The sequence below is a fragment of the Brevibacterium sp. CBA3109 genome, assembly GCF_040256645.1.
Lineage (GTDB): Bacteria > Actinomycetota > Actinomycetes > Actinomycetales > Brevibacteriaceae > Brevibacterium > Brevibacterium koreense.
The window spans coordinates 1,475,961-1,496,439 of the sequence record NZ_CP158281.1 but is presented as its reverse complement, the minus strand read 5'-3'; the positions used below and the strand labels follow the sequence as shown (position 1 = coordinate 1,496,439).

The following is a 20,479-nucleotide window of genomic DNA, read 5'->3' as shown; positions in this document are numbered from 1 at the left end:
TGGCCTGTCCGGATCACAGCTGCGGCCCGGACCGCCGAGCGCAGGCAGAGACTGGGGCGGGTGCCGACATCACTGATGCCGGCGCCCGCCCCGTCCTGTGCGAATCTGATTCGACAGCCTCGCTCAGGGGGAATCGATCAGTTCGAGTCGGCCTTGCGAGCCTCATCGGAATCGAGTCCCTTGCGCTCGTCTTCAGTGATCTTCGTCTCCTGCGCAGAGCTGAACCCGTCCTTCGCCAGCTGCCTCTTCGAGGTCTGAGCCGCTGCGGCCTCGTCCTCGACGACGGTGAAGCGGATGGTTTCCCTGTATTCACGACCGTAGCGGTCGATGCCGGTCACCTCGGCGCTGTGCGTGCCCAGGTCGAGGTCGGACGGGATCTCTGCACGCCACAGGTGCGAGCTGGTCTGACCGACGCTTCCCGATGTGCGCAGGTTCTGCGAAGTCGTGTACGGATCGGAGTATTCCCATCCCTTGGCCAAGGACTCGCCACGGCCGGGCTGAGTGTGCACGGCAACAACGTTCGCCTTGCCGTCGAAGCTCATCTCGACCCGTGCGTCCGAGGTGCCGGCGAGGAAACTCGAGGTCAGCCACGTATCGCCCTGCTTGAGATCATCGCGGGTGACAACGCGCTCGGACATCGCCTCTGGCTCGTCACCCGCCTTGTCCTCGTCCTGCCAGTCCTGTGTCTGCTGCGCCCAGTCGCGCCATCCGGGTGAGTTCACGCCCAGCAGCATCTGGTGGTCATCGGCTTCGTTGCGGACGGTGTAACGCTCACTGCGGTCAGCGCCGTCGAACTCAAGGGTGAGAATGCCTGGCTCCGATCCATCGCGGGTGAAGGAATAGGGAAGTCCGTCGGCGTTGAGCCCGCCTGAGTACCAGTCACCGGAGACCGCGCCGGCGACGATCTGGGTGTGGGAGAGGGTGTCGATGCCCTCGTCTGCCCACTCCTCACGCTGCTCGCCGGCGATGAGGTTCTCCTGCGTGTGAGTGTGACCGCCGATCGTCACCGCGTTCGGATAGTCGGCGATGACATCGTAGACGTCGGCTGCGTCGTCGACGATGGCCTGCTGGTGGGTGACGATCGGCGCGTGCGTGGCGATGACCACGTGGGCGGTCTTCGGCACATTCTTCAGATCGTTGCCCAGCCACTCGAGTTGTTCCTCGCCGATCTTCTCCTTGTACTTCTTCGTCGACTGGTTGCCCGAGTACTCGATGCTGTCGAGGACGACGAAGTGCGTCTTGCCGACGTCGTAGGAGAAGTGGTCGGGCCCGAACTGGTCACGGAAGGTGTCGAGTGCGTGTGCGTCGTCCGGAGAGTCGTAGTCCTGGTCGTGGTTGCCGGGGGCCGCCCTGACAGGTCCGTTCATGCTCGAGTAGATGTCTCGGAGTTCGTCGTTGAGGCTGAGGTCGTCGCCGACGTTGTCGCCGAGCAGGAGGACGCCGCAGCCCTGGTAATCGTCACGATCGGCGAGGTCGCCTACGGCGCCGTCGCGGGCATAGCCCATTTCGGTCGTATCATAGGCCTGCGTATCGGCGGCGATCGCGCAGTCCTGCTTCGCTGAGGCGGTCGATTCCGACTTGATCATCGGGAAGTTCACGGCCTTCGGGGTCTCCCCCGTGGGCTCGATCCCGCCGTATTCGAAGTCCCCGGGGGACCCTTCCGGCAGATGGTTGTAGCTGAATTGGGCGAAGTTGTCCGAGTCGACCGGGACCTGCCAGCCCGACGGCTGGGTGATGGAGACAGTCATATTGTCACGAACGGACAGCTCGTAGTTGCCTTCCCCGTCGGTCTGCACGACGTCGACGCCGTTGGTGACGGCGACACCGGGAATCCCGGTCTCGTCTCCGTCGAGCTTGGAGTTCTCGTTGACGTCGTCGAATACCCGCCCCTGCAGCGTCTCTGAGTCAGCGGCCTGGGCGCGGTCCACCTGCACGTGGCCTTCATAGAGTTCAGCAGGGGCCTCGACTGCCAAAGCAGAGCTTGCGCTCACTGATGGCGCCATCAGGGCGAGAGCGGCGCAGGCGATGAGTCCCGTCGCCGCACATGGACGAAGTCGTCTTTCGGACATACGTGGGTCTCCTATTTTGAGTAGTGGGACGATCTGCCGAGAAGAGACCCTAGGGAGGCTGAGAGAATCCTGAATTACTGAAGCAAGGCTGCTTGATGAACGGCAGGTGATGGGTGCATGGCACCTGCCGGCAGCCAGCGGTCTGGCCGCGTTTCGCGCACACGACGGCGATGACCCCGTAGGCTTGAGAGCATGAGTGGTCCACCGAAAAGAGTCTTCGTCGCCCGCCTCATCGCCGTCCCGGTATTCGACCCTCTGGGAGACCAGGTCGGACGCGTTCGGGACGCCGTCATCGTCTACCGCGCCACCATGCGGCAATTTCCCCGCGTCATCGGCCTCGTCGTCGAGGTTCCGGGCCGACGGCGCGTCTTCGTGCCGATGGGCCGGGTCACATCAATCGATTCCGGTCAGGTCATCACCACCGGACTGGTGAACATGCGGCGCTTCGAACAGCGTCGCTCGGAGACGCTGGTCGTCAACGACCTCCTCGACCGCCGCCTGCGATTGCGCGAGGACGACTCCCCCATCCAGATCGAAGATGTCGGCATCGAACAGCAGGTGAACAAGGACTGGGAAGTGACCCGCCTCTTCGTCCGCCGAGTACAGGAGCGCAGTGCATTCTCAGCCTTCCGTCGCCGCGGTGAGACGATGCAGGTCTCCTGGACCGACACCGAGCACCCGGCCGACTCCGACGTCGATCAGGAGGCCACACAGCTCATCGCGGCCTATCAGGACACGAAGCCGGCCGATCTCGCAGACGTCCTGTTCGAGATGAGTCCCGAGCGCCGCCTTCAGGTCGCCCGCGCCCTCGACGACGAACGGTTGGCCGATGTCATCGAGGAACTGCCCGATGAGACGCAGGTCGAGCTCCTCTCCGCCCTCGACACACAGCGCGCGGTGACCGTCCTTGAGGAGATGGAACCCGATGACGCGGCTGACCTCCTCGGCGAGCTCAGCGATGAGCAGGCCGAACGGTTCCTCGCCCTCATGGAGCCCGATGACGCCGAGGATGTGCGTACCCTGCTGTCCTACGACGAGGACACCGCCGGTGGGCTGATGACGACGGAACCGGTCATCCTGACCCCGGAGACCACCGTCGCCGAAGCGCTGGCCCATGTCCGACGGGAGGATCTTCCCGCGGCCCTGGCGGCAGCGGTCTTCGTCTGCAGACAGCCCATCGAGACTCCGACAGGCAAGTATCTGGGCATCGTCCACATTCAGGAGATGCTGCGCCATCCTCCACACGAAGCCGTCGGCATCATGCTCGACACGGAGGTCGAACCGCTGCCAGCGGACTCGCCTCTCGGCGAAGTGACCAAGCTGCTGGCGGCGTACAATCTGGTGTCGGTGCCGATCACCGACGAGAACGACCACCTCATCGGAGTGGTCACCGTCGATGACGTCCTCGACGAGCTGCTGCCAGACGATTGGCGTGTCACCGGTCGCGATGATCATAGGAGGGGATAGCTGTGGCTGCTGACGATTTCGACGTACCCCGTTCGAGCAAGCGAAGACTCCCCAACATCGCGATGTCTCCGGAGACCTTCGGACGTGGCGCCGAGGGATTCGCCCGGTTCATGGGCACTCCCGCGTTCCTCGTGGGAATGACCGTGTTCTGCGCCGTCTGGCTTGTGTGGAACACACTCCTGCCGGAATCATGGCAGTTCGATCCCCGGTCGTTGAATTTCACGCTCCTGACTCTCATCTTGTCCCTGCAGGCCTCCTACGCTGCGCCGCTGATCCTGTTGGCGGAGAACCGCAGCACCGACCGTGACCGCGTCGAGTTCGAACACGACAGGCAGCGGGCCGAACGCAATCTCGCCGACACCGAGTACCTGGCTCGTGAGGTCGCGGCACTGCGGATCGCGATGCGTGAAGTGGCCACACGCGATTTCATCCGCTCCGAGCTCAGGGAACTGCTCAAGGAGCTCGACGAAGATGCGAAGGGCCCCGTCAGCAATCCTGTCCGAAGTGACCGGGGCGACGACGAACAGGTAGGCTGAAGACCCCGCGAAGACTGAACGGGACGAGAAAGGACGTGAACATGAGTGGCCCATCCGAGGACGCAGTTCGGGAAGCTCTGACAGGCGTCATCGACCCGGAGATCCGCCGCAGCATCGTCGAACTCGACATGGTCGAGTCCATCAGCATTGACGGCGGGAAGGTCACCGTCACCGTTCTGCTGACCATCTCCGGCTGTCCCCTCAAAGACACGATCACGAAGGACACGACGGCTGCGGTATCGAAGGTCGAGGGTGTCACCGATGTATCGGTGATCCTCGGTACCATGACTCCCGAGCAGCGTACCGCGATGCGCGAGAAGCTCCAGGGCAGCGGCACCAGCCGCGAGGTCCCATTCAACAAGCCCGACTCCCTGACGAAGGTCTATGCCATCGCTTCTGGCAAGGGCGGTGTGGGCAAATCCTCGATCACCGCGAACCTTGCCGTGTCCCTGGCCCAGAACGGACTGCGCGTGGGCGTCGTCGACGCCGACATCTACGGCTTCTCGATACCGGGGATGCTCGGGCTCTCGGGCAAACCGACACGTGTCGATGACATGATCATCCCACAGGTCGCCCATGACGTGAAGGTGATGAGCATCGGCATGTTCGTGCCACCCAATCAGGCTGTCGTGTGGCGCGGACCGATGCTCCATCGCGCCCTCCAACAGTTCCTCACCGATGTCTTCTGGGGCGATCTCGACGTGCTCCTCCTCGACCTGCCTCCGGGCACCGGTGACATTGCGATCTCCGTGGCACAGCTGCTCCCCGAGTCGGAACTCCTTGTCGTCACGACACCTCAGCAGGCTGCCGCACAGGTCGCCGAACGCGCCGGCTCGATCTCCACACAGACCGATCAGCGACTGGCCGGTGTGATTGAGAATATGTCCTGGATGGAGATGCCTGATGGCACCCGAATGGAGGTATTCGGCTCCGGAGGCGGTGCCCAGGTGGCCGCGAACCTGTCCAAGACGATCGGCTCCCAGGTCGACCTGCTGGCCCAGGTGCCCCTCGATACGCGGGTTCGGGAAGGGTCTGACTCCGGAACTCCTGTGGTTCTGGGAGAGCCCGACTCCCCCGCCGCACGAGAATTCGCCTCCCTCGCCTCGACACTGGCTCGTCGCTCACGTGGCTTGTCCGGCAGGTCCCTGGGCCTCAGCCCAGTCTGATCCGCTTGATCCCGCGCCTGACACATCTGCGCCGCACTCTTACACTGCTCGCCGTCTGCTCCGTGCTGGCTCTCACCGCCGGTTGCGTCGTGGTCGGTCCCTCCCGGGACAGCCCCGATCGCACCGATCCGGAACGAACCGACCGCGCACCCGACGAGGGGAACGAGGTCACGGCGGAGAAGAACCTCGACATCCTGAGGAAGTCCATCAACAGCTATGCGATCGTCGACGCCGAACGGGATCCGAGACTGAATATCCACCTCTTCGGACTGCCAGGTGCCCACTCCCTGAGCACGGCGACAGAGACAGCACTCCTAAAGACCATCAGATCGGCAGGGGGCTTCGGCAGCCATCAGGCTTTCTCCCCCGTGGCGACTCCTCCCTCCCACCGCTGGGAGCCCACGGCATTCGATAGCCCCACGAGCGCCTCGAGCAACGTCGACGGCGATGGCGATGGCGATGGCGATGGCGATGGCGATGGCAGTGCAGGTGCTGCGGATGTCAACGTCAGCAATAACATCATCGCCGCCGGTGGGCGCTTCCTCATCTCTGCACTGACGAGGCAGTCCCCGACGACGAAGACCTGGGCCGTGCTCACGGACCTCGCCAACGACACGACAGTCCACGCTCAGGAGATGTTCACTTCGGAAATCGACCCTGCCGAGGTGGACGTCGACGAGTTCGGTGAACTGACCATCGACGGCGAGCCGGTTGCCCCCTCGGATCTCACGCCGCAGGGCACCAGCGTCGCCGAAGCCCTGCACACCCCACTCGCCCTGCCGGAGGGAGCCGATGTCCGGGACCCGGACTATTCGTGCGCGCTGCTGCCCTGCGTGGCCCTGACCTACGACGACGGGCCCGGGGAACCTGACGTCGAGGACAGGCTGCTCATGGAGGCGGAATCGGCGCAGGTCCGGCTCACCTATTTCCTCGTGGGCAAGCGGGTCGCCGCTGACCCCGGGACAGTGAAGAGGATCTCTGCAGCAGGACACGAGGTCGCCAACCACACGTACTCCCACCCTCGGCTCAACCGGACCGATTCCGACACTGTGAAGGCCGAGGTCAAGAGGACCGACAAGACGCTCGAAACGGCGGTGTCGAAAGCGCAGCCGCTCGTGCGACCGCCATTCGGCGCACTCGACAAATCGGCCGCTTCCGCACTCGATCGACCGGCGATCCTCTGGGATGTCGACACCGGTGACTGGAAGCACAAGGACTCCGACCGGACCATCACCGCGGTCAGAGACAATGCAGAACCCGGATCCATCGTCCTCATGCACTCGATCCATCCGACAACGGTGAATGCGGCACCGGGGGTCTTCAGGACAGTCGCGGACGATGGCCTCTACCCGGTCACTGTCAGTCAGCTGTTCGAAGGGATCGGATTTGAGAAGGGCGGCTCGTACTTCTGTCGCGGCTACGGTGACGAACTGTGCTCGACCCCCGAACATCCCTCGGTGCACAAGGACTGATCGATTGGTTCAGGTCGCCTCGGTATCAAAGGGAGCGGTGATGGAGCGGTCACGCATGACGGCCTGAGCCTGGAAGCGTTCGATCGGCGACAGGGTCTGTGGACGAGACTTCGCAGCAGCGGTCCCAACAGCGTCCGTGGAGCTGTCGGAACCTTCGTCGATCGCCGCAGCGGGCTGATCGCTGGCCACCGTCGACTGTTCCCGAAGCTTGGACTCTCGGATGGCTGAATCCTCTTCGACTAGCGCCTCGCGCACGATTCGGCGCGGATCATACTGACGTGGATCCAGCTTCTGCCAATCAACGTCCTTGAAGTCATCCCCGAAGTCACGACGCACGCTGTCCTTCGCGCCCTCAGCCATGCGACGCATCTGGCGCACGAGTTCACGCAGCTTCTGCGCGTATTCGGGCAGGCGTTTGGGCCCGATGACGACAAGAGCCACTACCACCAGGATCAACATCTCGGTGCCGTTGATACCCAACATGGGAACAAGTCTACCGTGCACCGCAGTAAGCTCGACTCACGGTCAGCACAGGATCGCTGACACACCGCAGGCCCGTTCGGACACCTGGGTGTCCAAGGCAGGGCCGCAGAGCACAGGAGGGAATTGAGCGCATGGACGAGGTGGTGGTGGAACGAGTGCTGCGCATCGTCGAACTCGTGCCCATGGGCAACGTGGTCAATTACGGGACCGTCGGACTGGTCGCCTCCTGCTCGCCACGCTACGTCGGACGAGTGATGAAGGAATTCGGTTCCAACGTCACCTGGTGGAGGGTCGTCAACGCCGCGGGGGTGCTGCCGGAGGCTCTGCTGCCCACCGCTCGCGGGCGCTGGGACGACGAGGGCACCCCGCACACGCATGAGAAGGCGAGCAGGTCGGCCTTCATCGACATCGATGATCTGGAGGAGCTGTGGCGAACCCACGGAATCGACCCTGGGAGCAGTTAGACTGAGAACCAAATGTCAGCCGAAAGCGAGGGTCGATTGTCACGCGAGAATGCAGGTGATCTCACCTTCTCCGAACAATACAACGGGCCCGACCCGCTCCTGGATGCCGCACGGGCCCTCTCACACGAAAACGGTCTGGCCCCGGTGTCGCAGACGACGGCGTCGACGCTGACCCTTCTGGCCCGGCTGCTCACCCCTGTGGCCGCGGTCGAAGTCGGCACAGGGGCAGGCACCTCGACATTGGCGCTGCTGCGGGGAATGCCCAAAGCGGGGATCCTGACTTCGATCGACACGAATTCCACAGCTCAGGGCGCCGCCCGTGACCTCATCGACATGGCAGGAATCCGACACAGCCGTCTGCGCCTGATGAGCGGACGCGCCGAAGACGTCCTCCTCCGCCTGGCACCGGGCGCCTATGACATGGTATTCATCGACTCGGAGCCGACGAACCTCGAACGCATGATCGAGCCTGCACTTCGTCTGCTCGACGCGCACGGGCTCCTCGTCATCCACCAGACCTTACTCAAGGGCGGTGTGGCCGATCCCGTTGACCGTTCGCCCCGGACACAGGCGGCACGTGGACTTCTCAACCGTCTGGCCGAACAGGAGCGCCTCGAACGCGTCCTCCTGCCCATCGGCCAGGGCCTGCTGATGGTGCAGAAGACACTGCGCTGAACTGTCGCCCGAGGCTGAACGGTCCGACACGGCTGTGAATGCAAAAACAGCAGAGACTCTGCGAAGTCTCTGCTGTTCGTTTCGCTGAGCTGATCGCTCAGCTGGGGAAGGGTGCTGTGCTGATCACTGACCCAAGGTCTCGGCCAAGGTGTCACGCAGATCTGTGGCTTCATCTCTGCTGAGTTCGATCACCAGACGGCCTCCGCCCTCGACTGGAAGCCGCATCACCATGTCTCGACCTTCTTTGGTCACTTCCAGAGGTCCGTCGCCGGTGCGGGGTTTCTGGGCTGCCATGTGGGCTCTTCCTTCCGTTGATCCTGCAAAGACGGTTCACGCTCGATGGACCGAATGTTGTACCTATGATTATTCCATGATCCGGTCAAGGACGGGTAACTCGACCGAATTCCGACATCTGGTCAGGGCCTTCAGGGCGGCAGATCTGCCGGTGGGGTGAAATGCCACAGGTAGGCGACCCACACGATCTGGAGCAGGATGAATGCGCATAGCACCGCCGCCCTGTACCCACGAGAGCGGACCAGCGACAGGGTCAGCGCCATCGGGAACAGCGGCAGCAGAAGCCGCAGCGTCGAGGTCTGCGGAGTGAAGAAGATGAGCAGGTAGACACCGTAGGCCAAACAGAAGTACTGCATGGTTCTGCCCATCCTCGCTCCCGCCGGCGAGAAGATCAGTGCCAGCATTCCCGCGATGACGACGAAGAGGAGCACCGGACCCAGCGGACCGATGAGACTGTTGGCCTGAGCCAGCCACTGCACCAGGTAGGTCGACTCCCCCGTATGCCATGCCGCCTCGGTGTCCGTGTACGCAGTCACCGACCCCGTCGTCAACCACGCGTGAGCGGGGTGGAGGAGGGCCGCGACGCACGAGAGCACACCCAAGGTCCAGGATCGGACCACCTCGGCGGCGGGATACGCATCCTGCCTGCGGTGAGTCATTCGGTCGATGAGGTGCAGCAGCATGAAGAAGGAGAAGGCGACACCGATGGGGCGGGACAGATCCATCAGGAACACGACAGGGATCGCGCTCAGGTAGCGTCGTTCGACGACGAGGAAAAGCGCGGTGGCCTGCAGGAGGAGCGTCAGGGACTCCGCATACCCGGTGGAGAAGATGGCTGCCGGAGGAAAGAACATGACGAGAGCCAGACCCGTCAGAGCCTGCCCCGGGTCGGTGTATTTGCGAAACAGTGCCAGGATGACGATGGCGGCGAGCCCAGCCGCGACCGTCGAGACGATCGGTGAGATCACCTCGTAGCTCAAGCCGGTCACGCTCGAGAGGTTGCCGACCACGCCCGGATGCAACGGGTAGAACGCCCATTGGTTCTCCGTCACTGCTCCCGTTTCGTTGACCGGCAGGATGCTCGGATAGCCCTCCTTCGCGACTCGGCTGTACCAGCCGCCGTCCCAGAAGTTGAGGAAGTCGTTGAGGGTGGTGGTGACCGGGCTTGAGGACCAGTTCGCCGGATCCTGGCGTTTGAGGACAGCGGCGAAGATCGAGATGCTCACGACTCGTGAGACGAAGTAGACGGCGATGGCCTGGACCCACACGGGCAGGGTGAGGAACAGGGTGCTCAACCGGGACAAGCGGGAGGAGCTGAAGACTTCGGGGGCGAGGGTGATTCCGGGGAGGTCGTGGGCTCTGCTCATTGCTGCCCGCGTGCGGCTTCCAGCTCGAGGATGCGAGTGCGCAGAACTCTCACCGCGTCGTCGACGTCTTCCATACGGTAGCCCCGCAGCGCGGGCCGGAACGAAAGTCCGTCGAGATCCTCCGGCGTGAAGTCGTGATCCAGGGGCTCCCACACTGTTTCGGTCTCCTCGGCAGATTCGGCGGAGAAGACGTTGAATGTTGCCGCCAGCACGATCACGAGCACGAAGATCGCCGCGGCCACTCCGATCACAATCCACAATGGCATAACGTCATTTTCTCACAGTGGGCTCGACTGCTCAGCGCAGGCCGCGCACGGTGTGTTTGGGAACCGCATCTCCGGTGATCGCCAGGGTCACATCAATGGCGTCTGCAGTGGCGCGAACGTCGTGGGTGCGGATCATCGCGGCACCCTCGGCCACGGCCAGGGCGGTGGCAGCGATCGTTCCGTGCAGACGCTGCGCCGGTTCCACGCCGCCGATGGCCTCGCCGACGAAGTCCTTGCGGGAGATGGCCAGCAGTACCCGGAATCGGGTTTCGGTGAACCGCTGAAGTTCGCGCAGCAGCCGCAGCGACTGATAGGTGTTCTTTCCGAAGTCAGGTGTCGGGTCGATGATGATCTTCTCAGCCGCGACACCGGCATCCAGTGCGGCCTCGGCCAGCCCGATCACTCCGGCCAGGGTCCGGTCGACAACCTCACCGGCGGTCAGACCGTACCGGTTGCGGTGGGCATCGGTGCGTGGAGACAGACCGCCCGTATGTGAGCAGACGATGCCCACGTCATTCCTCGCCGCGACGGACGCCAGCTCGGGATCGACACCGGCCCAGGTGTCGTTGAGCAGTCCCGCACCCGCGGCGCAGGCAGCCTGGGCAACCTCGTGTCGCCAGGTGTCGACGCTGATGAGCACATTGGGGTGGCTGTGAGCGACGGCTTCGATGACGGGGCAGACACGGTCGATCTCCTCGGCGATGGAGATCTCCCTGCCGCGGCCGGCCCGCACCCCACCGATGTCGACAATATGCGCACCCTCCTGCGCGGCGGTTTCGACGGCGTCGATGGCTTCCTCGGCGGTGGACGCGGATTCGTAGAACGAGTCCGTGGTCCGGTTGATCACGGCCATGATGGCAGGATTGCCCGGCCGGGCCAGTGACAAGTCGAAGCCGCCGAGGTGAGGGCTCAGTTCCGCTGCGTCCCTCACTGTCCGGCTCCGTCGATTTCGGTGCCGATGATGTCGACGACTTCGTCGATGTCGTCCGTCAGGGCGAACAGGTTCATGTCTCTGTCGTTGATGGTGCCTTCGGCCACCAGGGTCGTCGTCATCCAGTCGATGAGGCCCTGCCAGTAGGCGGCGCCGAAGAGCACGATCGGGAAGGAGGTGACCTTGCCGGTCTGGACCATGGTGAAGGCTTCGAAGAGTTCGTCGAGGGTGCCGAAGCCGCCGGGCATGACGACGAAGCCCCGTGAATATTTGAGGAACATCGTCTTGCGAACGAAGAAGTAACGGAAGTTCACGCCGAGTTCGACGTGGTCGTTGAGCCCGGATTCGAAAGGCAGTTCGATGCCGAGGCCGATCGAGACTCCCCCGGCCTCCCGAGCACCTAGATTGCCGGCTTCCATGATGCCTGGTCCGCCACCGGTGATGATCGCGTTGCCGCGGGCGGCGATGCGCCGCGAGATCTCGCGGGCATCCTGATAGGCCTGCGTGTCTGCACTCAGCCGGGCTGAGCCGAAGATCGACACGGCCGGTCCGATCTCTGCCAGGGATCCGAAGCCCTCGACGAATTCGGATTGGATCCGCAGCACCCGCCAGGGGTCCTCGTGGACCCAGTCGGAGGTTCCACGGGATTCGAGCAGGCGCTGGTCCGTGGTCGTCGTCGGCACCTGAGAGCCGCGCAGACGCAGCGGGCCCTTGTTGTAGAACGCCGCATCTGTGGGCGCGGAGTCGTCGCCGGGAGATTCGCCTGTGACCAGATCGCCGGTAGTGGGTTCATCGGGGGACGGAGAGTGCTCGCTCACGGGCCTCAACGCCCTTCGAGGTAGTCGCGCAGCGTCCGGCTGGCCTCTTCGACCTCGGTGACGGCGACGTGCTCATCGGACTTGTGGGCGTACAGGGGATTGCCGGGCCCGAAGTTCACGGCGGGAACTCCCAGTGCGCTGAACCGCGAAACATCGGTCCATCCCAGCTTCGGTGCGGGTGAGACGCCAAGGGTGTCGATGAAATCCTGAGCGATCGCCCGATCGAGGCCGGGTCTGGCACCTTCAGCTGCGTCCGTGACGACGACGTCGAAGCCGGTGAAGAACTCGCGCAGGAAGCCCTCTGCCTCGGTCGCGGACTTGCTCGGGGCGAAACGGTAGTTAACGGCAACCGTGCAGGCATCGGGCACGACGTTGCCCGCGACTCCCCCGGAGATCGACACGGCGGACAGGGACTCACGGTAGTCGAGTCCATCGACGTTCACGGTTCCGGTTTCGTGTTCGGCCAGGCGCCCCAGCACCTTTGCAGCGGCATGGATGGCGTTGACTCCCATGAAGGCGCGTGCGGAATGGGCACGAACTCCGACCGTGGACACGTTGACCCTGATGGTGCCGTTGCAGCCGCCCTCGACGGAAGCGTTCGAAGGTTCACCGAGAATAGCGAAATCACCGCCCAGCCAGTCAGGATGGTTGCGGGTGACCCGGCCGAGTCCGTTGAGGGAGGCGTCGACCTCCTCGTGGTCGTAGAAGACCCAGCTGACGTCACGGTTCGGTTCGCGCAGATTCGCGGCAGTGACCAGTGCCATCGCGACCCCGGCCTTCATATCACAGGCGCCCCTGCCCCAGATGACTTCGTCGTCGGTGTAGTCGCTGCCGGCGAGGCGTGTGCGTCGGGGCGGCAGGTTGTTCTCCACGGGAACCGTGTCCAGGTGGCCGGCGACGACGATCCGTTCGGAATGACCCAACTGTGTGCGGGCCACGATGGTGTCGCCGTCGCGCAGAACCTCCAGTTCCGGACCGGGTCCGGCACCGATACGCTCCAGCACCTCGGCGACGGCATCGGTGATCGTTGTCTCATTGCCGGAGACCGATTCGATGGCACACAGGCGACCCGTGAGCTCGGCCGGGTCGTTGAGAGCCTCGAACAGGTAGTCGGCCAGGTCACCGGTGGGAGTGAAAACGGATTCGGTCTCAGCAGATGGATCGACAGTCATACCGCTTAGCCTAGTACTGCCGCCACCGACTAGTCTTGGTGGCATGACAGAACGCATAGTTTCCGCACGTGGCTTGGCCACCCTGCACAATGACTCCGTCCTCACCACCTGGTACCCCACCCTGAGCACGGGAGAGACCCCGGACGCCGCCGAGGCAACAGCCGCCTCCCGCGCGAACACCGACGGGCTCGATGGGCTCGTCGGCACCGACGAAGCTCGAGGCACCCGGACCGAGGTCGTGACCACGACGATCGACCTCGACGTCGGTCCCGCTTCGGCGGCCGACGCCTACCTGCGTCTGCACGCACTGTCTCATCGTGTGGTTGCTCCCAATGACATCAACCTCGACGGGATCTTCGGCCACCTCGCGAACATCGTATGGACATCCGCGGGGGCCTGCTCTCCGGAGGACTTCGAGACCACCCGCGCGAAGCTGCTGGCCAACGGCCCCGTCGCCGTCTACGGCCTCGACAAGTTCCCGCGCATGACCGACTTCGTCATCCCCTCAGGTGTGCGCATCGCCGATGCGGATCGCGTGCGCCTCGGAGCACACCTGGCCTCCGGCACGACCGTCATGCATGAGGGCTTCGTCAACTTCAATGCCGGCACGCTGGGGTCAGCCATGGTCGAGGGACGCATCTCCCAGGGCGTCGTCGTCGGCGACGGCTCCGACATCGGCGGCGGTGCCTCGATCATGGGCACCCTTTCCGGCGGCGGCACGCACCGCATCTCGATCGGCAACGGCAGCCTCCTGGGTGCGAACTCCGGCGTGGGAATCTCCATCGGAGACGACTGCATCGTCGAGGCCGGGCTCTACATCACCGCCGGCACTCGCGTCACCGTTCCAGGTGAGGACGAGACGGTCGTGAAGGCCTCCGAACTCAGCGGTCAGAACAACATCCTGTTCCGCCGCAATTCCGTGACCGGCGCTGTCGAGGCGATCTCACGCTCGTCCAAGGGCATCGAGCTCAACCCCGACCTCCACTGAGCCTCACTTCAACTCGCTCAGGCTCAGTTCACTGAGGACACTCTGAAGCGACACCGACGAGGGCGCGTTCGCGAAAGTGGGCGCGCCCTCGTCGTGCCTCAGCCTCAGCCTGTCTCAGCGCCCAACAACCCTAGATGGTTCGCTGGAACGAGCGGCCCGGGCCGACATGACAATACGCCCTACACTCAGCTGCATATCACCGTCTCGCAACGGGTTGAAGCAGTTCTGAGTGTAGGACGTATTTGGAGCGAGGCGGACTGAACACCAGCGGTGCCTGTGAGCACCGGCCGTGAGATCAGCGGTCGTTCATGTCCTTGTAGTCGCGCGAGTAGGCACCCGTGTAGATCTGGCGCGGACGGCCGATCTTGGTCTCCGGGTCGTTGATCATCTCGCGCCACTGGGCGATCCAACCCGGCAGACGGCCGACGGCGAAGAGCACCGTGAACATGTTCGTCGGGAACCCCAACGCCTTGTAGATCAGGCCCGTGTAGAAGTCCACGTTCGGGTACAGCTTGCGTTCGACGAAGTAGTCATCGGCCAGAGCGATCTCTTCGAGCTTCTGGGCCACTTCGAGCAGCGGGTCGCCGCCGGAGCGAGCCAGGACTTCGTCGGCGGTCTTCTTGATGATCTTCGCACGAGGGTCGTAGTTCTTGTACACACGGTGACCGAAGCCCATGAGACGAACGCCGTCTTCCTTGTTCTTCACCCGTTCCATGAACTTCTCCGGACCGTCGTCGGAGGCCGAGATCTCCTGCAGCATCTTAAGCACGGCAGAGTTCGCGCCGCCGTGCAACGGCCCGGCCAGGGCGTTGACGCCAGCTGAGATCGACTGGAACAGGTTGGCCTGCGATGAGCCCACGAGTCGAACAGTCGAGGTCGAGCAGTTCTGCTCGTGGTCGGCATGGAGGATGAAGAGCTGGTCCATGGCTTTGACGGCCAACGGGTCCGGCTCGTACTCCTCTGCGGGAACACCGAAGTTCACCCGCAGGAAGTTCTCCACGAGGCTCAAGGAGTTGTCCGGGTGGATGACCGGAAGCCCCATGTTCTTGCGATGGGCAAGGGCCGCGATCGTCGGCATCTTCGCAAGCAGACGGAATGTAGAAGTGTCAACCTGACCTTCGTCAAAGACGTCGAGGTCGTCTTGGTAGAAAGTCGACAAAGCCGCGACCGCAGCTGCCACCATGGGCATCGGATGCGCATCATAGGGGAAGGCCCGGAAGAAGCGACGCAGATCCTCGTGGACGATGGTGTGTCCGCGCAGCCGACCATCGAATGCGTCGAACTGCTCCTGAGTGGGAAGTTCTCCGTGAATGAGCAGGTAGCTGACCTCAACGAAGTTGGAATGCTCGGCGAGCTGCTCGATGGGATAGCCGCGATACTGCAGAACTCCGGCGTCACCGTCGATATAGGTGATGGCCGAGGAACTTGATGCCGTATTGGCGAACCCTGGGTCATAGGTCACCGCACCGGTGTCTTTCAGCAGGGAGCCGATGCGATATCCGTTGTTGCCTGCGGAGGGAGTCACCTCGGGCAACGTCAGTTTCGTGTCCCCGACCTGCAGACTCGCATCCGATGGCATATGTTCTCCTCAGCCTCGACCCACCTCAAGAACTTCCTGAGGTGTCTTGCACAATTCCCTCAAAGACTACCGATAACTGTAAGAATCAGAAAATCACAGCCACCTACCCGAACTGGTCGGTAACCTGCCTGAACTGGCCGTACGGAGGGTTCTCTCAGTCTCATTCGGATACTCACCTGACCAGCCCTGTGGCCGTCGAACGACTCAGCCGGCTGCCCTATGCAAGCGCTGCGCGGCCGCGCCGATGCGCTCATCGCTTGCAGTCAGTGCGATGCGCACATGGTCAGTAGCCGCCTCACCATAGAATTCGCCGGGACCGGCGATGATGCCGAGGTCTGCCAATTCCGACAGAGAGTCCCAGCAGTTGGCGTTCGCGCTCGACCACAGATACAGCCCGGCGCTCGAGTGATCGATGCGGAATCCGTAGGCTTCGAGTCCGCTGCGCAGCAGGTCCCGACGAGCCCGGTAGCGTTCCTTCTGCTCAACAACGTGAGCAGTGTCTCGCAGACCGGCGACCATCGCAGCCTGAACTGGAAACGGCATGATCATGCCGGCGTGCTTGCGCGACTTGGTGAGATCGCCGATGAGCTGGCTGTCTCCGGTCACGAAGGCTGCACGGTACCCGGCGAGGTTGGACTGCTTCGACATCGAATACACGCTGAGCACACCGCTGTGATCGCCACCAGTGGCATTGAGAATGCTCGGGGCCGGTGACTCGGATTCCCAGTTGAGCAGTCCGTAGCATTCGTCGGAGGCAAGGACGACTCCGGCGCTGCGCGTACGGCGGACAACCTCGGCGAGGGTGTCGGTGTCGAGCACCTCACCCGTGGGATTGCCCGGGGTGTTGATCCACAGCAGACCGATCCCGTCGAGGGGGGCACCGGCGGCCACGTCTGCCGCGTCGAGGCGACGGCAATTGACACCGGCGATTGTGGCACCCATCTCGTAGGTCGGGTAGGCCGCCGAGGGGCAGGCTACGTCCAGACCCGCCTGGCGCAGCCCCAGCAGGGTGGGCAGCCATGCAACCAGTTCCTTCGAACCGATCGTGGGCAGCACCTCGGCTGCGGGGTCGAGCGTGACCCCATGCCAGTTCCGGTACCACCAGGCAATGGCTTCACGCAGCTCACCCGTTCCCGCCGTCGTCGGGTAGCCATGGGCATCACTGGCGGCTGCCAACGCAGACTGGATCACCTGTGGGGTGGGATCGACCGGTGTGCCGATGGACAGGTCACAGGCACCGTCGGAATGCTCTGCGGCACGGTTGCGAAACTCGGTGAGTCGATCCCATGGATAGTCGGGCAGGTTGAGGCCGAAGCGAGACGACATGGCTCAGTCGTGCTGCTGCAGAGGCAGAGCAGCGATGATCGGGTGATCCAGGCCGGTGTTGCCCAGCTTCGCGGCGCCACCGGGTGACCCGAGCTCATCGAAGAATTCGACGTTGGCCTTGTAGTACTCCGCCCATTCCTCCGGAGTGTCGTCTTCGTAGAAGATCGCCTCCACGGGGCAGACCGGCTCACAGGCACCGCAGTCGACGCATTCGTCTGGGTGGATGTAAAGGCTGCGCTCACCTTCATAGATGCAGTCGACCGGACATTCGTCGATGCAGGCCTTGTCCTTCAGATCGACACAAGGCTGGGCAATGATGTACGTCACGAGTTCGACTCCTATTAAGACTCAACGAGATTGCACGTATACAGCCTAAGACTACGCCTACTGGCCCCGCGGGGTCCCATCGGGTCGACGTGATCCTTCTTTCACATTCGTGTCCCCCGTCACGCCTGCAGCGGCTGCGATACACCCTGGATTAGGCTGGAGGTGCAAGAGCTCCAAGACGTTTCGGCGGAAGGCGACAAGTGGACGATCTGCAGCCCGGCAAAAGAGTGGTCGTGCGGTATTTGCTCGAGCCCGGTGATACGCACTCGACCTCGGATGCCCTCGGCGTCGTCAACAGCGCAGACGAGTCATCGGTGGAGATCGGGACCAAGCGCGGACCGATTCGGATCACCCGAGAACAGATCATGCTCGTCCACGAAGTTCCACCAGCACCGACCAAATCGGGTCGCACCCACGAGATCGTCTCCGCCGTCGACCTGCGCAGGATTTCGGCCGCGGCATGGCTGCCGCAGGACATCTCCTGGCTGCACATGGAGAATCTGCGCAACGAGAGCGCCGAAGATGCCAATGACATCGGCTTGCTGCAGAAGGGATGGCTGCTGCGCAGCTCCGAATCGGTGACCAGACGCGCCAACAGCTGCCTGCCCGTCACAGACACCGGAATGGACTGGGAGCAGAGCCTCGATGCTGTCGAAGCCTGGTACTCAGCACGGGAGAAGCCAAGCTGCATCCAGATCTATTCGAGCGAGGATTCCAGTTCACTGGCCCCGGCGTGCGAGGGTCTGGCGCCACTGCTTTCGGCCCGGGGCTATTCCCCTTCCGAACCGGTCTTCCTGCTGGCCGGTTCCACCGCCGAGGCGGCTGCTGGAGCGGCGCATCCCGGTGATGCGGCTGCACCCGGGCTGTCGATCGACGTCAGCGAAGAGCCGAGCCCCATGCATTATGCGGCGTGGACGAGTGAGCGCGATCCGGGCTCGGAGGAGGCACTCCGTGGGCTCATCGAAGCCTCAGATCCGTGTGAGTTCGTCACGGCCTTCGCCGATCGTCCGGATGGCAGTCGGTCGATGGTGGCCAGTGCCCGGATCGTCGAACGCAGCAAATGGGGTGTGTTGACGAATCTCGTCACCCGTCCCGATCTGCGCCGGCGCGGGGCCGGCCGTTCCGTGGCCAGGGCTGCTGCAGCCCTGCTGTCGCAGCGAGGAGTCCGCTCCTACCTCGTTGATGTGGAGGCGAGCAATGAAGCCGCGCTGAACCTCTTCACCTCACTTGGTGCCACAGTCCGTCACCGATCCTGGTTCGCCAGCCGCGGCTGAGGCTCGTCAGCGGCTCAGGCACCTCAGCGATTGCGGCGGATCAGTCCTTGCACTCAACCTTGTTCACCGGCCGATAGACGGTGACGAATGAGTCCTTCGACGTCTTACCCGACTCGATGTCCTCCATCGTCCGCGTGATCTTGATCGACCATCCCTGCTTTGGAGACTGAGGCCTGCACTCGGGACCCGAATCGGTAATGGACCCGGGCGAACTGTAGTTGTACCGGCCGGAGGAGTCCGACTCGACCTTGAGCTTCTTGTCACCGAAGACCTTCGCGTGGACCTCTCCGCCGGATAGGTACATGTCGAGGACGATCGGCTGCTTCGACGTGTTCGTGAACTTCATGTCGATCGTCGCCCAGTCCAGTGTGGCTTCCCGGCCTTCCGGGTAGCGGGAGATATAGCGCGAATGCGCCTGGTGTTCGTCCAGGTCGAAGCCGGCGAAGTAGGCGGCGTTGAACAGCGTCGTCGACACCTGGGAGACTCCCCCACCGAAGTCCTCCTTCATCTGTCCATTCGAGATGACTCCCGCAGCCTTATATCCGTTGGCCGCCGTGCGCTGTCCGATGGCTTCGTTGAGGGAGAACTGCTCCCCTGGCTGAACGACTGTGCCGGAGACCTTCTTCGCAGCGACCTTGAGGTTGGTGTCGCGGTTGGGCTCCGAGGAATAGCCGGTTGAGAAGTCGGACATCACGTCGGAGACATCGGCCTTCTTCGCTTCTTTCGTGGTGAAGTCCGGCTTCACGGAGTCGAGCGTGACCGTTGGCTTGTCGGTCTCTCCCGTGATGGCGTCGGTGACGGCCTTGGTCAGCTCGTCTTTCTTGATACCGATTCCCGTTTCGGACTCCACCACCTGCGGTTTGCCGTCCTTGATCGTGAAACTTGCATCTTTGGCAGGCTTGCCCACGTCCTTGTTGGCTGCCAGGACACGTTTCTGCAGGTCCTCCTCGTCGAAGACTGGGGTCAACTTCGAGTCCTTCGGTGCAAATGTCAGGGTCTTCGCGATCGTTGTCGAGCTGATCGTCAGATCACCGGCATCGACATCCGAGTCGGCGTCCTTCGCAGGTTCAGCGCGTACGCTCAGATCCTTGCTCACAGCGTCCTTGGCGAATCCCTCGACGACGTCCTTCGCCTCAGCGGTGGTGATGTCGGGTTCGACGTCGGTTGCAGTGACCGGCAGCGCGTCCCCGGTGCGCAGCCACGAATCCTCGATGGCTTTGCGCACCTGTCCGGCATCGACGGTCTGACCGCTGGCACCGTCTTTGATCTCCGGCTTGGCCTTGACGAAGCTGACTTCGGCGTCGACTGGTTCGATCTCAAGGGATTCAGTCACCTTGCCGGTGACTTCCTCAAAGGTTTCATCGTCGATGCTGATGACCGGTTCGATTTCGTCATCACCGAAGAGCCGGTCCCAGATGATGGCCGGATCAAGGGTGAATCCGGTGGCCCGGCTGATGGTCGCCGGGATGTCGAAGCTGACTCCCGCCTTTTCGGGGTCGAGTGCGGCGGTGGGCTTTCCCGCCTTGAGCACGATCTTCTCCCCCGCCTTGTCACCGAGTTCCTCTCGCAGAGTCGCTTCGGCAGCGGTGGTGGATTGGCCGCCGATATCGACGCCGACGACCGTTGTCCCCGGCGTAAGGACACGTCCGGTGAGGAACCCGACCACCAGGTAGATGGCAGCGAGGACGAGCAGGACGAATACAGCGATCAGCCACGGTCTCCGCTTCGGAGTCTCCGCAGCACCCCGCGGGCGCCCGCCGGGGTTCGGTGAGGAAGGGGACAGGGTCTGCCTGGGCATGATTCTC

At 63.3% G+C, this 20,479-nt stretch carries 20 protein-coding genes; 8 read left to right on the top strand and 12 right to left on the bottom strand.

All coding sequences use genetic code 11. The annotated features are described in order from the left end of the window. Positions 1-137: 137 nt before the first annotated feature. Positions 138-2,069, bottom strand: a complete 1,932-nt coding sequence (locus tag AAFP32_RS06950; protein ID WP_350271192.1) for a calcineurin-like phosphoesterase family protein — start codon at positions 2,067-2,069, stop codon at positions 138-140. Between the two features lie 192 nt (positions 2,070-2,261). On the opposite strand from AAFP32_RS06950, the gene AAFP32_RS06945 reads away from it, so the two are divergent. From AAFP32_RS06945 to AAFP32_RS06930, 4 genes are read left to right on the top strand one after another with little or no spacing between them, the layout of a single operon-like run. Beyond that, positions 2,262-3,536 carry a magnesium transporter MgtE N-terminal domain-containing protein gene (locus AAFP32_RS06945; protein WP_350271191.1) on the top strand — a complete coding sequence of 425 codons (1,275 nt, stop codon included), beginning with the start codon at positions 2,262-2,264 and terminating at the stop codon, positions 3,534-3,536. Between the two features lie 2 nt (positions 3,537-3,538). Next, on the top strand, positions 3,539-4,072 hold the full coding sequence (locus tag AAFP32_RS06940) for a DUF1003 domain-containing protein (RefSeq protein WP_350271190.1): 534 nt from the start codon (positions 3,539-3,541) through the stop codon (positions 4,070-4,072). Positions 4,073-4,113: 41 nt separating this feature from the next. Then, a complete protein-coding gene (locus AAFP32_RS06935) occupies positions 4,114-5,238 on the top strand; it encodes an Mrp/NBP35 family ATP-binding protein (RefSeq protein WP_101642689.1) in 1,125 nt (374 codons plus the stop codon). A 5-nt stretch (positions 5,239-5,243) separates the two neighbouring features. After that, positions 5,244-6,710: a polysaccharide deacetylase family protein gene (locus AAFP32_RS06930; protein ID WP_350271189.1), complete on the top strand. Its 1,467-nt coding sequence runs from the start codon at positions 5,244-5,246 to the stop codon at positions 6,708-6,710. Positions 6,711-6,719: 9 nt separating this feature from the next. Here the strand turns inward: AAFP32_RS06930 and AAFP32_RS06925 are convergent, their stop codons facing one another. Continuing rightward, complete coding sequence (locus AAFP32_RS06925; protein WP_350271188.1) at positions 6,720-7,193, bottom strand: twin-arginine translocase TatA/TatE family subunit; 474 nt, start codon at positions 7,191-7,193, stop codon at positions 6,720-6,722. 131 nt (positions 7,194-7,324) lie between these two features. Between AAFP32_RS06925 and AAFP32_RS06920 the strand changes: the two genes are divergently transcribed. Next, positions 7,325-7,657 carry an MGMT family protein gene (locus AAFP32_RS06920; protein ID WP_350271187.1) on the top strand — a complete coding sequence of 111 codons (333 nt, stop codon included), beginning with the start codon at positions 7,325-7,327 and terminating at the stop codon, positions 7,655-7,657. A gap of 12 nt (positions 7,658-7,669) precedes the next feature. After that, positions 7,670-8,332, top strand: a complete 663-nt coding sequence (locus tag AAFP32_RS06915; RefSeq protein ID WP_233429323.1) for an O-methyltransferase — start codon at positions 7,670-7,672, stop codon at positions 8,330-8,332. A gap of 123 nt (positions 8,333-8,455) precedes the next feature. On the opposite strand, the gene AAFP32_RS06910 is transcribed toward AAFP32_RS06915, so the two are convergent. The 6 genes from AAFP32_RS06910 to dapE all read right to left on the bottom strand — a co-directional run bounded on the left by AAFP32_RS06910 (position 8,456) and on the right by dapE (position 13,180). Continuing rightward, positions 8,456-8,626 carry a DUF3117 domain-containing protein gene (locus AAFP32_RS06910; RefSeq protein ID WP_101572516.1) on the bottom strand — a complete coding sequence of 57 codons (171 nt, stop codon included), beginning with the start codon at positions 8,624-8,626 and terminating at the stop codon, positions 8,456-8,458. Between the two features lie 131 nt (positions 8,627-8,757). Further along, the gene (locus AAFP32_RS06905; protein ID WP_350271186.1) at positions 8,758-9,993 is read right to left on the bottom strand and encodes a hypothetical protein; all 1,236 of its coding nucleotides are present in this window, start codon (positions 9,991-9,993) and stop codon (positions 8,758-8,760) included. Continuing rightward, positions 9,990-10,259 carry a DivIVA domain-containing protein gene (locus AAFP32_RS06900; protein ID WP_350271185.1) on the bottom strand — a complete coding sequence of 90 codons (270 nt, stop codon included), beginning with the start codon at positions 10,257-10,259 and terminating at the stop codon, positions 9,990-9,992. Before AAFP32_RS06900 ends, AAFP32_RS06905 begins: the two co-directional genes overlap by 4 nt. Before the next feature lie 31 nt (positions 10,260-10,290). After that, complete coding sequence (folP, locus tag AAFP32_RS06895) at positions 10,291-11,190, bottom strand: dihydropteroate synthase (RefSeq protein ID WP_350271184.1); 900 nt, start codon at positions 11,188-11,190, stop codon at positions 10,291-10,293. Then, the gene (locus AAFP32_RS06890) at positions 11,187-11,963 is read right to left on the bottom strand and encodes a TIGR00730 family Rossman fold protein (protein WP_350271466.1); all 777 of its coding nucleotides are present in this window, start codon (positions 11,961-11,963) and stop codon (positions 11,187-11,189) included. The genes folP and AAFP32_RS06890 overlap by 4 nt, the downstream gene beginning before the upstream one ends. 50 nt (positions 11,964-12,013) lie before the next feature. Then, complete coding sequence (gene dapE / locus AAFP32_RS06885; protein WP_350271183.1) at positions 12,014-13,180, bottom strand: succinyl-diaminopimelate desuccinylase; 1,167 nt, start codon at positions 13,178-13,180, stop codon at positions 12,014-12,016. A 43-nt stretch (positions 13,181-13,223) separates the two neighbouring features. On the opposite strand from dapE, the gene dapD reads away from it, so the two are divergent. After that, the gene (gene dapD / locus AAFP32_RS06880) at positions 13,224-14,168 is read left to right on the top strand and encodes a 2,3,4,5-tetrahydropyridine-2,6-dicarboxylate N-succinyltransferase (protein WP_350271182.1); all 945 of its coding nucleotides are present in this window, start codon (positions 13,224-13,226) and stop codon (positions 14,166-14,168) included. A 295-nt stretch (positions 14,169-14,463) separates the two neighbouring features. Here the strand turns inward: dapD and AAFP32_RS06875 are convergent, their stop codons facing one another. The 3 genes from AAFP32_RS06875 to fdxA form a co-directional block, all read right to left on the bottom strand. Further along, complete coding sequence (locus AAFP32_RS06875) at positions 14,464-15,747, bottom strand: citrate synthase (RefSeq protein WP_350271181.1); 1,284 nt, start codon at positions 15,745-15,747, stop codon at positions 14,464-14,466. 204 nt (positions 15,748-15,951) lie between these two features. Then, positions 15,952-17,073 carry a succinyldiaminopimelate transaminase gene (gene dapC / locus AAFP32_RS06870; protein WP_350271180.1) on the bottom strand — a complete coding sequence of 374 codons (1,122 nt, stop codon included), beginning with the start codon at positions 17,071-17,073 and terminating at the stop codon, positions 15,952-15,954. A gap of 3 nt (positions 17,074-17,076) precedes the next feature. After that, positions 17,077-17,400: a ferredoxin gene (gene fdxA, locus AAFP32_RS06865; RefSeq protein ID WP_350271179.1), complete on the bottom strand. Its 324-nt coding sequence runs from the start codon at positions 17,398-17,400 to the stop codon at positions 17,077-17,079. A gap of 200 nt (positions 17,401-17,600) precedes the next feature. Here fdxA and AAFP32_RS06860 point away from each other — a divergent pair, with 200 nt between their 5' ends. Next, entirely contained in the window at positions 17,601-18,674 is a 1,074-nt protein-coding gene (locus AAFP32_RS06860) for a GNAT family N-acetyltransferase (RefSeq protein WP_350271178.1), read from the top strand. Between the two features lie 40 nt (positions 18,675-18,714). Here AAFP32_RS06860 and AAFP32_RS06855 read toward each other — a convergent pair whose 3' ends face one another. Continuing rightward, the gene (locus tag AAFP32_RS06855) at positions 18,715-20,472 is read right to left on the bottom strand and encodes a VanW family protein (protein WP_350271177.1); all 1,758 of its coding nucleotides are present in this window, start codon (positions 20,470-20,472) and stop codon (positions 18,715-18,717) included. Positions 20,473-20,479: the final 7 nt, after the last annotated feature.

What these genes read in the sequence shown, in the direction of transcription:
- AAFP32_RS06950 (WP_350271192.1), bottom strand. Translation starts at nt 2,069, where the DNA reads ATGTCCGAAAGACGACTTCGTCCATGTGCGGCGACGGGACTCATCGCC.
- AAFP32_RS06945 (WP_350271191.1), top strand. Translation starts at nt 2,262, where the DNA reads ATGAGTGGTCCACCGAAAAGAGTCTTCGTCGCCCGCCTCATCGCCGTC.
- AAFP32_RS06935 (WP_101642689.1), top strand. Translation starts at nt 4,114, where the DNA reads ATGAGTGGCCCATCCGAGGACGCAGTTCGGGAAGCTCTGACAGGCGTC.
- AAFP32_RS06925 (WP_350271188.1), bottom strand. Translation starts at nt 7,193, where the DNA reads ATGTTGGGTATCAACGGCACCGAGATGTTGATCCTGGTGGTAGTGGCT.
- AAFP32_RS06920 (WP_350271187.1), top strand. Translation starts at nt 7,325, where the DNA reads ATGGACGAGGTGGTGGTGGAACGAGTGCTGCGCATCGTCGAACTCGTG.
- AAFP32_RS06915 (WP_233429323.1), top strand. Translation starts at nt 7,670, where the DNA reads ATGTCAGCCGAAAGCGAGGGTCGATTGTCACGCGAGAATGCAGGTGAT.
- AAFP32_RS06910 (WP_101572516.1), bottom strand. Translation starts at nt 8,626, where the DNA reads ATGGCAGCCCAGAAACCCCGCACCGGCGACGGACCTCTGGAAGTGACC.
- AAFP32_RS06905 (WP_350271186.1), bottom strand. Translation starts at nt 9,993, where the DNA reads ATGAGCAGAGCCCACGACCTCCCCGGAATCACCCTCGCCCCCGAAGTC.
- AAFP32_RS06900 (WP_350271185.1), bottom strand. Translation starts at nt 10,259, where the DNA reads ATGCCATTGTGGATTGTGATCGGAGTGGCCGCGGCGATCTTCGTGCTC.
- dapE (WP_350271183.1), bottom strand. Translation starts at nt 13,180, where the DNA reads ATGACTGTCGATCCATCTGCTGAGACCGAATCCGTTTTCACTCCCACC.
- dapD (WP_350271182.1), top strand. Translation starts at nt 13,224, where the DNA reads ATGACAGAACGCATAGTTTCCGCACGTGGCTTGGCCACCCTGCACAAT.
- AAFP32_RS06875 (WP_350271181.1), bottom strand. Translation starts at nt 15,747, where the DNA reads ATGCCATCGGATGCGAGTCTGCAGGTCGGGGACACGAAACTGACGTTG.
- dapC (WP_350271180.1), bottom strand. Translation starts at nt 17,073, where the DNA reads ATGTCGTCTCGCTTCGGCCTCAACCTGCCCGACTATCCATGGGATCGA.
- AAFP32_RS06855 (WP_350271177.1), bottom strand. Translation starts at nt 20,472, where the DNA reads ATGCCCAGGCAGACCCTGTCCCCTTCCTCACCGAACCCCGGCGGGCGC.